The organism is Erysipelothrix tonsillarum DSM 14972, from assembly GCF_000373785.1.
GTDB lineage: Bacteria > Bacillota_I > Bacilli_A > Erysipelotrichales > Erysipelotrichaceae > Erysipelothrix > Erysipelothrix tonsillarum.
In genome coordinates this window covers 19814-34536 of the sequence record NZ_KB892380.1, presented here as the reverse complement: position 1 = coordinate 34536, position 14723 = coordinate 19814, and the positions used below count along the sequence as shown (strand labels likewise).

11 protein-coding genes are annotated in these 14723 nt (G+C 32.9%); 10 read left to right on the top strand and 1 reads right to left on the bottom strand.

Annotated elements, in window-relative coordinates:
* Positions 1 to 60 precede the first annotated feature (60 nt).
* On the bottom strand, positions 61 to 618 hold the full coding sequence (locus B096_RS0107755; RefSeq protein WP_018580174.1) for a TetR/AcrR family transcriptional regulator: 558 nt from the start codon (positions 616 to 618) through the stop codon (positions 61 to 63).
* Positions 619 to 737: 119 nt separating this feature from the next.
* On the opposite strand from B096_RS0107755, the gene B096_RS0107750 reads away from it, so the two are divergent.
* From B096_RS0107750 to B096_RS0107705, 10 genes are all read left to right on the top strand, one after another.
* Complete coding sequence (locus B096_RS0107750; protein WP_018580173.1) at positions 738 to 1757, top strand: ABC transporter permease; 1020 nt, start codon at positions 738 to 740, stop codon at positions 1755 to 1757.
* Between the two features lie 10 nt (positions 1758 to 1767).
* Complete coding sequence (locus B096_RS0107745; RefSeq protein WP_018580172.1) at positions 1768 to 2430, top strand: ABC transporter ATP-binding protein; 663 nt, start codon at positions 1768 to 1770, stop codon at positions 2428 to 2430.
* Between the two features lie 245 nt (positions 2431 to 2675).
* Positions 2676 to 4070, top strand: a complete 1395-nt coding sequence (locus B096_RS0107740; protein ID WP_018580171.1) for an AcpB/EbpR/MafR family transcriptional regulator — start codon at positions 2676 to 2678, stop codon at positions 4068 to 4070.
* A gap of 111 nt (positions 4071 to 4181) precedes the next feature.
* On the top strand, positions 4182 to 7223 hold the full coding sequence (locus tag B096_RS0107735; RefSeq protein ID WP_018580170.1) for a hypothetical protein: 3042 nt from the start codon (positions 4182 to 4184) through the stop codon (positions 7221 to 7223).
* 115 nt (positions 7224 to 7338) lie between these two features.
* Positions 7339 to 7656 (top strand): hypothetical protein, encoded by a 318-nt coding sequence (locus tag B096_RS0107730; RefSeq protein ID WP_244264589.1) that lies wholly within the window; start codon positions 7339 to 7341, stop codon positions 7654 to 7656.
* A gap of 483 nt (positions 7657 to 8139) precedes the next feature.
* Entirely contained in the window at positions 8140 to 8940 is an 801-nt protein-coding gene (locus B096_RS0107725; RefSeq protein ID WP_018580168.1) for a glycosyltransferase family 2 protein, read from the top strand.
* A 157-nt stretch (positions 8941 to 9097) separates the two neighbouring features.
* Entirely contained in the window at positions 9098 to 10303 is a 1206-nt protein-coding gene (locus tag B096_RS0107720; protein WP_018580167.1) for a CDP-glycerol glycerophosphotransferase family protein, read from the top strand.
* On the top strand, positions 10300 to 11382 hold the full coding sequence (locus tag B096_RS0107715; protein ID WP_018580166.1) for a glycosyltransferase family 4 protein: 1083 nt from the start codon (positions 10300 to 10302) through the stop codon (positions 11380 to 11382). The genes B096_RS0107720 and B096_RS0107715 overlap by 4 nt, the downstream gene beginning before the upstream one ends.
* Positions 11375 to 12943: an O-antigen polysaccharide polymerase Wzy family protein gene (locus B096_RS0107710; RefSeq protein ID WP_018580165.1), complete on the top strand. Its 1569-nt coding sequence runs from the start codon at positions 11375 to 11377 to the stop codon at positions 12941 to 12943. Before B096_RS0107715 ends, B096_RS0107710 begins: the two co-directional genes overlap by 8 nt.
* Positions 12940 to 13770 carry a LicD family protein gene (locus tag B096_RS0107705; RefSeq protein ID WP_018580164.1) on the top strand — a complete coding sequence of 277 codons (831 nt, stop codon included), beginning with the start codon at positions 12940 to 12942 and terminating at the stop codon, positions 13768 to 13770. The genes B096_RS0107710 and B096_RS0107705 overlap by 4 nt, the downstream gene beginning before the upstream one ends.
* Positions 13771 to 14723 lie beyond the last annotated feature (953 nt).

Genomic DNA, 14723 nt, shown 5'->3' with positions numbered 1-14723 from the left:
ATTATAGAGGGGCGGTTTTTTGTATGATTGAAAGGAATGGGACAACTATTTAAATGTAATTTAATTCAATGAAATCCCTCTAACAAAAATATCAATCATCCCACTGAGATTCTCGTGGTCGCTCTGAGTTGGGTTTGACGTGATATAGACGGAAAGAACTCTTAAAAATTGGAGCACAATTTGATCTGTATGGAGATCATCACGAATCCGCTCAGTATGCATTTGAAATAAGTCGAAAAATGGCTGAAAGTAGTTCTCTTTCCAAACCAAATATAATTCCGTACGCAAAGTTTGGGATTTGATAGCATTCATATCGTGAATTAACATATTAAAATTCATGGGATGTTTTTCTTGAATAAACAAACTCATTGTTTTTAAGTGAGAATGCAAATCAAACGAATCATTGGCAACAATGGTTTTTAAATCTTTGCCGATTTCTGTTGCGAAAGTCTGCAAAACCTCAAAATAAAGTGCTTCTTTATTTTTGAAATAGTGATAAAGGGCCGGCTGGGTTATTTTCAGTTCGCGAGCAATATCACGGGTTGAGGTCTTATCATATCCAAATTTCATGAAATGCCAATGTGCGGTTTCAAGGACGCGTGTTCTTATCGATTTCATATAATCACCTTTTCCATAATTAAAGCAAAAATAAGCACAAATTACAATCTTTAAGCAGATTACTTATCAAGCGATAAGGGATTTGCTAGAATGGTCTTATCACTTGATAAGGAGGCATTATGTATTTAGCTATTAAAGAAATAAAAAAGGAAAAAGGACGTTTCGCAATGATTATTCTCGTTATGGCATTCATTGCTTATTTAGTATTCTTCTTGTCGAGTCTTGCATACGGTTTGGCATCTCTTAATCGAACCGCAATTGATCAATGGCAAGTGGATTCGGTAATTTTAAATAAAGATGCGAATCAAAATGCACTCGCTTCCTTTATCTCAAAACAACAACTTGAGGATATGGATTGGGACAAAGATGACGCATTAAGAATTCGTGGAATCACTTTAACCCTTAAAGATGAACAAAACGATGCAATTTTAATGGGTGCAGCGGCATCGCGTTATTCTAAAATTGTCACCTTGAAGGAAGGTCATTATCCCCAAACAGATAACGAAATTCTCATCACCGAGGATATTCGTGCTGAAAACCAATTGAACGTGGGAGATGCATTATCGATTTCGAAGTATGGTGATTATCAAATTAGTGGGATTACACAGTCATCAAATTATAATACCCGACCGGTTTTTTATACAAGTCTCGATGGTTCCCAGTTGGAAGCAGGAGAACCATATAGTATGATTATGGACTCAAATATCGATGATGAATTTGAAATACTCACCAAAGCCGAACTCATCAACAATTTGCCCGGCTATAAGGCACAAATTTTAACGTTTGGCTTAATGATTGGGGCATTATCTGTAATATCTGCGCTTATTATAGGCGTATTTATGTATATTTTGACGATGCAAAAGAAACCGATTTTTGGTATCTTAAAAGTTCAAGGTTTTAAAAATAAAACGATTATAAGTTCAATTATAATTCAGACACTGATCTTAACTGTGGTCGGACTTGGACTTGGGTTTATCTTGTCCGAACTTACATGTATCGCTCTAAAAAGTGTGGTTCCAGTTGCTACGTATGTGCCGCTCTCATTAGGGGTAACAATCGCAATGATAGGTTTTTCACTTTTAGGATCACTATTTTCGTCACGAATCATTCTTAAGATTGATCCACTCAAGTCATTATAGGAGGTATGTTATGATATATTTAGATTCTGTTACAAAATCGTTTGCTGATGGTAAAAAATCCGTTGAGGTGCTACATCCTGTGACCTTGCATGTTCCCCGTGGTTCGTTTATTGCGATTGTAGGTCCCAGTGGTTCTGGAAAATCGACCCTCTTAACGATCATGGGAGCTTTACAAAAACCGTCCCAAGGGAGTGTCGTCATTGATGATCACCAACTTTCTCAATTAACAGAAAATGAACGCTCTACGTTGCGGTTTAATACACTCGGATTTATCCTGCAAACGTCTAATCTTATTCCGTTTTTTACTGTTTATGAACATTTTGAGTTTAAAGTAAGACAATCAAATCAAGCTATATCTGACCGTGATATTCAAAACCTTCTGGTATCGCTTGATATTGAAAAACTTCGTGATCAATATCCTGAAAGCCTCTCGGGCGGTGAACGCCAACGGGTCGCAATTGGTCTTGCTTTAATCTTAAAACCAAGTATTATTCTCGCTGATGAACCAACCGCAAGTTTAGACACTGAGCGTGCATTTGATGTTATTAAACTGTTGAAACGCATTACCAGTGAATATAACACTTCGGTAATTATGGTGACACACGATCTTCGTATGATCGAGGATTGCGATGAAACCTACGAGATGATTGACGGCACACTCAAGCATATTTAAGACGAAATCTGAGTCTTATGAATAATATCTTCGCAACTATTTATCATGCAATTTATTAGGAATCAATCATGCCTATATCTATTTTAAGACATACTCAGCGAATTCATTTTTTGGAGAACCTTTAATTATTTTTACGAGTATGTACATGCAACCCTTGGGTTGCATTTTTTATGTATTATGAATTAATTTATCTTAACAGAATGTTATAATTTAAGAACTTTAATCATAATATTATGGAGGGAAATATGTTAAATTTATTGAATACGTTAGACCGCAATCATTATCATCTCATTACTTACCTCAATAGTGATCAAAAACCGCATGCTTCAATTGCTGATTTGTCCAAACACTGCAAATGTTCTGAAAAAACCATTTATACCTATCTTGACCAAATTGCGCAAGAGTGGGAACCGCTTTTGATTATTGAAAAAGACAATGGTCGTTATTACGTCAATGCTTATAATCAAAAAATTAACGAGCAAGTACTGCGAACTTTTTTAATGCGATCACTCGCGATTTCACTTTTTATAGATATTATAAAACATCCAAAGACATCGAATGAAGACCGCATGACACAGTTCTACATCAGTGAATCGACGTTTTATCGGACTTTGCGTACGATGAACCAAGAATTTGCCTCAAGTGCCATTCAGTTTCAACGCAATGGTAATCGTCCTGTAAGCATCATTTCAGATCAAGAACATTATATTCGTAAATTCGTAACCTGTTTGGTGTTAGAACTTTATGGTACTGAAAATTTGGATGATATCTTACAAATTAATACCGAAGCAGCAAAAACGATGATTTGTAATGTTTTTGACCAAAAAGGGATTTACCATGATAGTCTAACACTTGTTTTCAGTGTTATTTTATTTGTAATTTCCGAACTGCGGGAACAACAAGGTTTCCACAGTAACCTCGTGATCACACCCGCAACCTTGGTTGAGTCTGTAGATTTCTCCGATGTCTTTAAAGGTCATCGCGATTATGAGGTGAAGCGTTGTATGAAGAGTTTGTCTGAAGTGATGTATTATCACACACACGTCCTAGAACCAAATGTGACCAAACAGTTTACAGATGCTTTTCTTATTGAACTCATGCAGACACACCATTATGCATTAAGTTCGAATACTCAAGCATTTATGAGCTTGATTCATCGAACCTTATTGAATAATTACACTTTATATCCTTTTAAAACCTCCTTGTTTATCGACCGAATTGCGGAATTTATGAAAGCGTTCAATGCCGAACACCCTCAATTACGTAAGGATGTTTACCAAGCACTGATATCAACGAATTCCATGATTTCACTTGACCCCAATTTATATCTTGATGATTTCTTGTATTGGACGATTATGAATTGTCCTGAAATTTTAGAACGAACACCTCGCATCAAACGGGTTCTCATCTATTCTGATTTAGGAACCCAACATGCATCATACATCCGTGATGATTTGATGAGTCGTTTTCAGCTTGATCCGATGCAAATTAAAATAGACTGTATCAGTTATTTTGAACTGAATTCAATGGATTATGATTTATGCATCGGCAATACCCCTAGCTTTGATGATGTCATCTTAATTGATGATTATCCAACACAAAAACAATATATCACTATCCTCGAAAAACTATTTTTTTGATGTGATTTTCATCACAATTGAGAACGCCCAACTTCTACAAAACCACTGTAAATCGTGAATGTCAGACACCTTCTATGTTCCGTTATAATAATGAAACAAAGGAGCGTTATGATGAAAAAGAAATTGATGATTGTATTGTCGAGTTTTTTATTAATTCTATCTATAATTCCGTTAAGCGCCAATTTTGAAGCGTTTAATTTAGAGAGTCATGCATACATGACTTATGATTCATTCAATAGTGGTGAGAAAAACAGTATTGAATTTAAACTTAAAGCAACTGGTGCCCATACAACCTTTACAAATTTGAAGGTAGAAGTATTGATGCCTGAATTTGTGCAAATGGATATAACCTCAATTAAAAATGCGCTTGGACCAGACTATACTGTGGTTCGTAATAATCAAGGGGTATCAATTACGAAAGCTGTTTTTGAATCAGGAACGTATCTGGAACTTCCGTTGATCTTTACAGTACCTAACGGGGTTACCCCAACAAAAGCCGCACTGTTATTTCAACTCAGTGTCACAACCGATCAATTAACAAAACCAGTCCAGGTTTTAGACACCATAATCTCAGCCAGCAGTCCACTTAAAGTGAGCAAAGCTTACGATGGTCTTAAAGATCCGAAGTACAATGGCTCATTGGGATTAAGTCCTGGGATGGATAGCGTTTGGATTACAAAAGCTCAAATTGATCGTCAAGATCAAGGTCAACTCTATATCAAAGAAGCAAGTAAAATTATGATTACGGAAACTTATAATGAGTTACTTGTATATCAGGGGATGCTGGAAGGACCAGAGCCGGATGTTGTGGACCCAAGCCAACGAAAACTTATCTGGTATTTTGAAGCCCCAAGTTATGCCGTTCAAGATCAATCAGAACAAGCATTGTTTAAAAAACATCTAAAAGTGAACTATCAAGCAAAGCCAGGGTCTCTGGATGCTGTTATCCCCGGAGTTGGGGTGGAGACATCAATGAGCTTTACCAATGTTGATGATGTAACGATAACGGATTCAGATTATGCGGAAACAAGTCTATACCCATCAGAGACGGAAACGCCAGAGGTCTATGGAAGCTGGTATGTTCCCGGACATTTTAGTCCTATTGATGCTTTTGGAAATCACTCTACAGACTTTGATGCGCTAAATAAACGTCCTACAGTCTATCCGTGGGCTACTTTGACGTATGCACACCAAATGACTGCTTTGGAACATGGCGAAAATGACCGTTATGTTGAGTATAAATGGAACTACTATATCAACCAACATTTAAAACTAGAATCGTTTAAAGCACCGGGTCGTTTTGATTATCGACCAAACCGTGAGCATGGTGATGCAACTCCGTTGTATGAACAACCTATTCTCAATGCACATGTATATGACGATCAACAGAATCTTATTGCTGTCTTTAAGCATGTAGAACACGATCAAATTATTACGCGTTCAGAAATATTAGCCCAACAACAATTACCAGATTCAACACAGATTCATCAAATCCAATATGACTTCGAAAAAACGGTTCCGGGTATGATGATTGATGACCCCTTGCCGCAAAAACATAATGGATTATCAAGGATGGCTACATATACCTTCAGCATTCACGATACGTGGCGTGAAGATGCGCACGATGGAGTAACTGCATTAAAAAACGAAATGGATATTGAAACGGCCTATGCCTACGGAAGTAGCACGTCCCTCGTACGTGAATTATATGATTTTAAAGAAGATACGGAAAACGATTACCACATCAGTTTCCCTGATGGTCGCAAAGAAGCATGGTATGAAGGATTTTACGTCCTCTCTGCCCCTCGGTGGGCCAATGTTGTGGAAACTGAGGCGGCATATCATCCTACAGTGACCAATACCATTGCATTGATGGATCAATATAAAGGTCAAGTTTATCAAGGTCCCAATAAATTAAACGTAGAAATTGTGAATGAGCCCTCTTCAGTAGGGGCGATTAGGGACAATGTTCATTCTATTATTTACCTACCGAAAAGCATTCAATTCACTGATTTATCGGTGAACGGTTCCCTCAAGTCGATACAAAAAATTGAAGCAGATCAAGCGAATTATGATATTTATCACCTAGTATGGAATCTGACACAATTGGCACCTTATGAGAGTATAAGTCATCAATTCGATGTGGATGTAGCGGGAACCTTGCAGGATTTAAATTTAAAACTTTATACTATCTTGGAGAATAACGAAACATATGAAACATTGCAAGTAGACAATCCAACCATCCAAGATACCCTCATCATTAAACATGATATTGATACAACAAGGACTCCGTTTAGCTCAACCCAGATGCTTCAAAGTCTAAATCATTACCAAATGATATCGGACTATCAACTTAAAATTAAAAAATGGGTTAAGGGGGCAAAAGATCCTGTTTATCATAGCGAAGCGCGTATTGATGTAGAGGACACAATCGATTATAAATTAAGTCTAAGCAATCAAACTGGACGTGCAATTGATTCTTTTGTCTTAATGGATCTTTTACCCAGTGTGGATGATCGTGGGATTACAGACTTTACACCTCGAAACACTGAATTTAATGTTACGCTTAGTGGCCCCATTCAAGTTGATACAGAAATGTTTGATGTTTACTATAGTACATCCAAAAAACCAAGTCGCGAGGATTTAAACCATAACTTGACGACAGAAGGGTTTGGACCGATTGTAGACCACGATGTTGAAGCACCAAATTGGGTGAACGGTGATGATGTTAAAGACTGGTCCAGCATCTCAAGTTTTAAAATCACACTCAAAGCTGGAAAACAGATTGCAATCCTGAAAGACTTTGAATTTATCTTTCACGCACAAATTACTGAACCGGAACAGGTCAAAGAACAATTAAAGACAATTCCACAAATGACTGCATGGAACTCGTTTGCGGTGGCAATCAATGGGAATCCAACGATTGAACCCTTAAAAGTTGCAGTCCATACAGGTATTATCACACCGGATGATATCCCCGAGAAACCGATTGAGAATGAGCCGAACGAAAAACCCAGTGAAGGGGATAAAACAATTTTAAACAAACCGGAAACCCTGCCACAAACAGGTGTATCACCGCTAAAATATCCTTATGTATTAGTGATGATCGGCATCGTGTTCACTTGGGATAGTTGGAAAAAACGTAAGAATTAAAGCCGAGAATTCGGCTTTTTTTAGTGGAAACGTAGTTGAAAATGCTGAGTTGTATTTAACAGAGATATCTTAGAAGGAAGTATGGTACGCTATAGTTATAAAATACGGAGGATGAATGATGTCTTTAATGTGGATAATTTTTGGAATTTTAGCGGCACTTTTTGTATTATTAAATCTATATCGAAGTCTTACCGGTAACTTTAAACATTGGTATGTATACCATATTCTTTCGTTTGCATGTACAATCTTTTTTCTACTTTGTGAATACATGATGATTCTGGATTATATCAATCTGAATGATTGGATTGCAATGATGGATGTAATGCCAATGTTGATTTCTCTAACGACAGGGTGTGCTTTGATTGCGCTTGTGTTAAATGGTATTTCACTTTATTTCTATATGAACAAAAAACAAATGGAAAACAACTGTTAATTATTGTTATTATAATTTTAGATTTGTATTGTAACTTTCGTTATAAATTAAGACTAATTGAAGGAATATCACCTTATTTGTACAAAAAAATAAGTAAAGCACTCTGAAATATAGTTAAGAAAACAAGAAGTGTTAGATAAGGATAACTTTTGATACATATTTGCATAGCTCATAAAAGAATCTAGAAGTATAATTATGCTAATCGTTCCATTCATATGAATTGCTCTTTAGCAACTACACTTTTCATGTGTTATTTGTTATAATATGTTTTAAAGTGTGAATAATTGTATATCAATATTTTTTAATGTGCAATGTCCGAAGTTGGTAAAGAGAAGATAAAATATTTCATGATTTAGACTTGTATACGAGCAAAACTTACGATGATATTATCATATTATTTTAGGATACGATTGGCATTAAGTCATTTACTTCTTAAATAATGTGATGTTGAAGATGTTAATATAAAAAGGGGAACTTATATAAATGAAAACGAATAAAAATAATAATTTGTGCACAGGCATGGTATCTGTGATTATGCCAGCTTTTAATGCTGAAAAAACGATTGAAGCATCCATGTTATCAGTAGTAAATCAAACTTATAAGAATATTGAATTGATTCTCATTAATGATAAATCGACAGATGATACAGATGCTATAGTGAATGATATCATCAAGCAGTATCCTGATAAAAAAATAAATTATATAAAAAAATCTATAAACGAAGGTGTTGCAGAAGCACGAAATACGGGATTCCGCGCCGTGCAGGGAGAATATATTGCATTCTTGGATTCAGATGATCTGTGGCACAAAGAAAAAATTGAGAAGCAGTTACAAAGCCTAAAAGAAACTGCTGGATATTTTTCAATAACATCATACGAAGTTATTGATTCGAACTCTAATAAATTAAATAAATTAATGAGTGTTGGATCGAAAGTTGATTATTTTACACAATTGAAGGGTAGTCGTATCGGTTGTCTTACGGTTTTAATTGATCGAAAAGTTGTTCAAGAAGATATTATCATGCCTTCAATTGGTCATGAAGATTACTTAACGTGGCAAAGAATACTAAAAAAACATGGGCCAGCAACACCACTTGATGAATGTTTAGCCTATTATAGAGTTCATAATAATACTCAAAGTTCAAATAAAATCAAAGCAGCAAAATGGCAATATTCTATATATCGAAAACATCTAAAACTAAATGTTATTCAGTCATTATATTTTCAAATGTTCTATGTGATTAATGCATTATTTAAATATAAACGAATGCAAGAGGTTAAGTAAATTGATTTTAATTAAGAATATAAGCACATGTGAGCTATAGAGGGTTAAGCAAACTCTTTAAGATTTGATTGTGCAATCTTTCTAAATAGTGTAACAAATTCTTTAGGATGAATTAACAATAATATAAACGTTTAGTCGCCAAATTAAGGAGTAAAAAATGAAAAAAATAAGAAAAATTAGGCTTAAAGATATTTTAGCAATTTTTAAATTTCTGTTAGCGTATCCAATAAGTAAAATATATAAATTATTTAGGAAGGACTTGTGGCTGTTTTGCGAAAATGGGTTAGAAGGCAGAGATAATGCTTACTGGTTATTCAAATATACGAATGAAAATCTAGAACTAGATACGGTCTTTGTTATTAGTGAGAGGTCACCTGATTATGAGAGAGTCAATCAAATTGGTAAGACAATTGAGCCTTTTACATTAAAACATTGGATTTTTTATCTTACTGCTATCGCAAATATTAGTACTCATAAAGGTGGTAAACCAAATGCCGCAGTTTGCTATATCTTAGAAGTTAAATTAAAAATGTCAAACAATAGAATTTTCCTTCAACATGGAATAACACTCTCTGATGCTAAATGGTTATATTACAAGAATACAAATATGTCAATGTTTATTTGTGCCTCTAAAGCTGAATTTAAATTTATTGAAGAAAAATTTGGATATCCTAAAGATAATCTAAAATTGCTAGGTTTTAGTCGTTTTGATACACTACCACGTCAACATAGTAATAATAAAGATATGTCGATTCTCATCATGCCGAGTTGGAGAAATTGGTTAATAAAGAATCCGGATGTAGAATCAGTTTCAGAAAAAGAAACAAAAAAATTTATTGAATCGGAATTCTATAAAAAGTGGAATCAATTTTTAAATGACGAACGCCTGAAATATTATTTGGATCAAGGGATTGAAATTAAATTTTTCCCGCATAGAAATATACAACCATTTTTATCTGCTTTTGAGAATAACAACGGTATTACGATGTGTGATTGGAGAGATTACGATATACAGGAAGAATTAAAATCAAATAGAATTCTCTTAACTGATTATTCAAGTGTATTTCTAGATTTTTCCTATATGAATAAGCCAGTTATCTATTATCAATTTGATCAACGTGAATTCAGGGAGAAACAGTACCAAGAAGGATATTTCAATTACGAAAAAAATGGATTTGGACCAGTTGTTACGCATAAAGAAAATGTATTTTCTAGTCTTAACAAGATTATTGAAAACAATTGCGAACTCGAAAAAATATATATAGACAGAATTGATGATTTCTTTTGTTACAGAGATAAAAATAATTCCAAGAGGATTACAAGTGCAATACTCGAATTTACTCAGAAAGAGGCGGTTAAATGAAAACGATTTTTATACTAGTGTACGATATCACTTTAATTGGTGGAGCTGAAAAAGTTGCTATCAATATGGCTAATGAATTCGCTAAAATAAGTAATGTATATCTAATATCATTTTTCAATAAAAATAAATCACCAATGAGTGAGGTAGACGAAAGTGTTAATGTTATATACTTATCAGATAAACCAAGGTCATTAACCTTGCATCACTTCTATTTTTCGAGGAAATTAAGAAGTTATGTAAAAAAGTTTTCTCCTACGTCTATCTTGGGAATTACTGCAGGTATGAATTCAATTATTTTAAGTTCAGCACTAGGTTTGAATGTAAATAAAGTATACGCAGAACACTCAAACTTATTAAATAATCATTATGGATTTAAACATAAATTTAGACAGTTTTTGGGCGCGAAGTATTTTAATTATGTAGTTTCGCTTACATCAGATGATCGAGATGAATTTATCAACAAGTTTAAAATTAGCGATCAAAAAGCAATAAAAATATATAATTGGATAGAGCCTATTGAGAAAGAGTCTGCATATATTCCAAATAATAAAATTGTTTCTGTGGGTAGATTGGTTAAAGTTAAAGGATATGACCATCTTTTGGAAGTTGCGAAATACTTAAAAGAAAATTGTTCTTTTTCTTGGGACATTTATGGAGATGGTCCTGAGAGAGAAAGCATTTCTAATAAAATCATAGATTACGACCTGGAATCTCATGTTTTTATTAAGGGTGCTATTACTAATGTGGATTCCGTGCTTAGTGATTATTGCCTGTTCGTTTCCACATCATTTTTTGAGGGTTTGCCACTATCATTTCTAGAGGCACGAAATCATAATTTACCAATTGTTTCTTTTAATTGCCCAACGGGTCCAAAAGAAATAGTGAATCACGGAGTGGATGGTATTTTAGTTGAACCTTACGATACCAAAAAAATGGCAGATGAAATTAAGCTATTATTAGAAGATAAGAATACAATGATTAAATTATCAAATACTATTGCTTTGTCGCGATCGAAATTTTCGAAAGAATCTATAATGAAAGATTGGAAAAAAATCTTATTAGGGGAATCAAATGGATAGTATGAGAACACGGTTTAAGAAAAATAAAGTAGAAATTTCATTTTCAATAATGATATTATCTGCTGTACTGTTCTTCTACGCATTTCGAAATAGTGCATTTAATCTTATGATTATTTCATCATATTTGCTAGTGATAGGAATACTCGTAAATTATGATAAAGATAATATTTTTCTTTATATTTTTTATTCAACATTTTTTATTTTTCTACTCAATAGATCGTTAATAGATTATCTTGATGGGTTTGATTGGGTTTCAAGATGGGATCATTACGGACTCAAAACTACTATGACCATATTATACCTTTCTGTCTTTACGCTCTATTGTGGTAGCAAGGTATATCCCATATTAATTAATAAATTCACACACTCAAAAATTTATAGCAAAGTGAGTTTCGTTAAGAACGAGAAAAAAAGAGTGCTTTCATATAAAAATCACTCTACTGCACAAAAAACAATCTTATTGATCCTTTTTATTCTCCTCTTGGTATCAACAGTAGCAAAAATGTATATTGAAATTGATAAACTTGTATTCATGATAGGCAAAAATTATGAAGAGTTCTATTTAAACTATAATCCGAATTATAGTTTAGTTTTAAAATTTTTGGCAGATTTAAATTTTTATGTTTTATGTAGCATTCTTGCTTTTCAGTTGAAGAAAAAAGTCGCGTTTTCTGTATTGTTAATCAATATAATAACAACATTACCGTCTCTGATTATAGGTCAGAGAGGTTCATTTATTCTTGCCTTGCTTTTTTCTTTAGTCTATTATTTGATCAAACAATTGACCGACAAAGAGCAAGTATGGTTTGGTAAATATGAAAAATATCTTATTATATTTGGAGTTCCAATTTTAGTTGTCTTGATGATCTACATTAATGAAGGACGTCACGGGAAAACTTTCTCATTTGAGGGTATATTATCTTCGTTCAAAATATTCTTGCATAAACAGGGTGTTTCATTTGATACATTAGCAACTGGCGTGGAAAACAGCTCTAGGATTTATAGAATTTCACCGAAAAAGAATTTTATGTTTGGAGAAATTATCAATTATTTAAAATATAACCCTTTAAGTTTAAAACTTTTTAATACAACACCTCTTCCACCGGGTAACAATGCTATAAAAGCCTTATATGGAAATTCGTATGCTCATTTGTTATCATACCTTACCCATCATAGTTATCTCAAAGGATTTGGGTTTGGAACTTCATACCTACTTGAAGTATTTCAGACTTATGGGATGTTGGGACTTGTTACCATTAATCTAAGTTTGGGGGTAGTGTTACGGTTATTGAAAGACAAATTCAATAAAGATATGATGATGAATTATTTTATTTTAGTGATATTATCGTCGATATTCTATTTGCCAAGACAACCATTTTCGAGTATAATGTTTTTCATCTTTAAACCTAGTTTTTGGTTTGTGATTTTTGTTGTTAAAGTTACGGAATTAGTAGGTAAAAAATTTCAGCCCGAGATATTTAGTAGTAAATTTATTGATCAATTTAATCAGAAAGTAGTTATTAATAAATATAATAATAATGAAGCAGAGGAAGAAATATGAATAATATACAAAAAGACTCATTAAGTGTTTTGAAAGATTTTCATGAATTTTGTGTAGAACATAACCTTAAATATTCTACTGCATTTGGAACACTACTTGGTACGATACGTCATAAAGGATATATCCCATGGGATGACGATATTGATGTTGTTATGCCGTGGGAAGATTATTTAAGATTTATAGCTTTAGCTTCCGAAAACAGAACACGTTTTGATGCTTTTTTTCTTCAAAACTCTGATACAGATAAGAATTATCACAATTTATATGTGAAATTAAGGAATAATAACGGGAAAGAGTACATTGAAAATTCGAATAGTCATATAAAATTACATCGTGGTGCGTGGATTGATATATTTCCAGCAATTCCTACGAGCAAAGATCCTAAAGAAATTGAACAGGATTTTTATTATATTGACAAAATGATTCGCAACATTGATATAATGACTTTGGTAAAACCATCAAAAAAAGACCGATTCATCAAGAAAACTATAAAATCTATAGTGTTTTATTTCAATAAAACTATTTATAGTCATAATCCTCTATTAAGCTTCTATGAAAAGAAAATTCGACAAAGATTAGAAGGAATGTATGATAAAGATGGACATCTAGCGGTCGTTTATACGATTCATTTGAATGGGAACTATGAAGAGTTTAGAAATTATTTTTTGGATATTAATATGTTTGATAATCTTGAATTAAGGAATTTTGAAGATATAAAAGTTTATTGTTTTAAAGAGTATGATTTTGTTTTAACAAATGCTTATGGCGACTATATGAAAATTCCTGACGAAAAAGATCGTGTCACTCATAATATCATTGATTTATAGAACTCAGTGATTTTTCTTGTGATTCGTTCGTACTAGTTAATAATATTTTATCTCGAATTGTAAGTGTTTAATTGTAAATGAAAAGACTAAATACATAATCAGAAATAGTGTAAGTCAATGTTTTAACGCATATCATTATTTACAGACTACCAAACATCATCATAGAAAAAGTGGTGATGTTTTTAATTTGTCATACACTACTAACTATCATCATGGCATTGGAATACTTAAATGGATAAATTTACAATAGAATTTTATTTGTAGTCTAATAGTATTTGATGCCATATTGTTGCTAAAGTACTTTAGATTATGGTGTCTTTGTAAATGAAAAACAAGATAGTCAGGTACAAAGAAATAACAGTTATCTTATTTTTTTAGTAGTTTGCAGTGGTACTTCAATTACAACGCTTACTAAAATTTCTTTTTTTATTCGTCCATTCTATTAGACTATTTAACAGCAAGATTCATAACTCATAGTGATTAGGTAAGATGCTAGCGGTTATGAGAGAAACAATAAAAAATAGGTGTAGTAGCGTAACAATTTTTTCACTGCACAGACAAGATGATAATGAGATATTAAACAACAGGAATTTGCTTGGCATTGCTAATCCAGGGAAAAATCACGATACAATATAAATCAAAGTGAATTTATGTCGTATATATTATTTAAAGTAATACTTACATCTACTAAGTTATGAAGAATGTTTAACTAAATATTGATTGCAGATTTATGAAGTTGTTAATCTATAAATAAACAATACATTTACAATTTTTATTCTAGCTGAGAAGAATCGTGAACGTTTGAGCATTGATGTAAATGTGATATTTATTATATTAAGTGATTTCAAAGAATAGGAAGTTCATTTAACATAAGTATTGCTTATGTCATACTAAGTCGTAAATATGTGATTTAATTACTAGTGAATTAAATAAGGAAATATACGAAATTTATT

Excerpts from the sequence above, each read along its gene's own strand:
- B096_RS0107730 (WP_244264589.1), top strand. The coding sequence starts at position 7,339 with ATGATGTCTTTAATGTGGATAATTTTTGGAATTTTAGCGGCACTTTTT.
- B096_RS0107705 (WP_018580164.1), top strand. The coding sequence starts at position 12,940 with ATGAATAATATACAAAAAGACTCATTAAGTGTTTTGAAAGATTTTCAT.
- B096_RS0107720 (WP_018580167.1), top strand. The coding sequence starts at position 9,098 with ATGAAAAAAATAAGAAAAATTAGGCTTAAAGATATTTTAGCAATTTTT.
- B096_RS0107745 (WP_018580172.1), top strand. The coding sequence starts at position 1,768 with ATGATATATTTAGATTCTGTTACAAAATCGTTTGCTGATGGTAAAAAA.
- B096_RS0107750 (WP_018580173.1), top strand. The coding sequence starts at position 738 with ATGTATTTAGCTATTAAAGAAATAAAAAAGGAAAAAGGACGTTTCGCA.
- B096_RS0107715 (WP_018580166.1), top strand. The coding sequence starts at position 10,300 with ATGAAAACGATTTTTATACTAGTGTACGATATCACTTTAATTGGTGGA.
- B096_RS0107725 (WP_018580168.1), top strand. The coding sequence starts at position 8,140 with ATGAAAACGAATAAAAATAATAATTTGTGCACAGGCATGGTATCTGTG.
- B096_RS0107735 (WP_018580170.1), top strand. The coding sequence starts at position 4,182 with ATGAAAAAGAAATTGATGATTGTATTGTCGAGTTTTTTATTAATTCTA.
- B096_RS0107740 (WP_018580171.1), top strand. The coding sequence starts at position 2,676 with ATGTTAAATTTATTGAATACGTTAGACCGCAATCATTATCATCTCATT.
- B096_RS0107755 (WP_018580174.1), bottom strand. The coding sequence starts at position 618 with ATGAAATCGATAAGAACACGCGTCCTTGAAACCGCACATTGGCATTTC.
- B096_RS0107710 (WP_018580165.1), top strand. The coding sequence starts at position 11,375 with ATGGATAGTATGAGAACACGGTTTAAGAAAAATAAAGTAGAAATTTCA.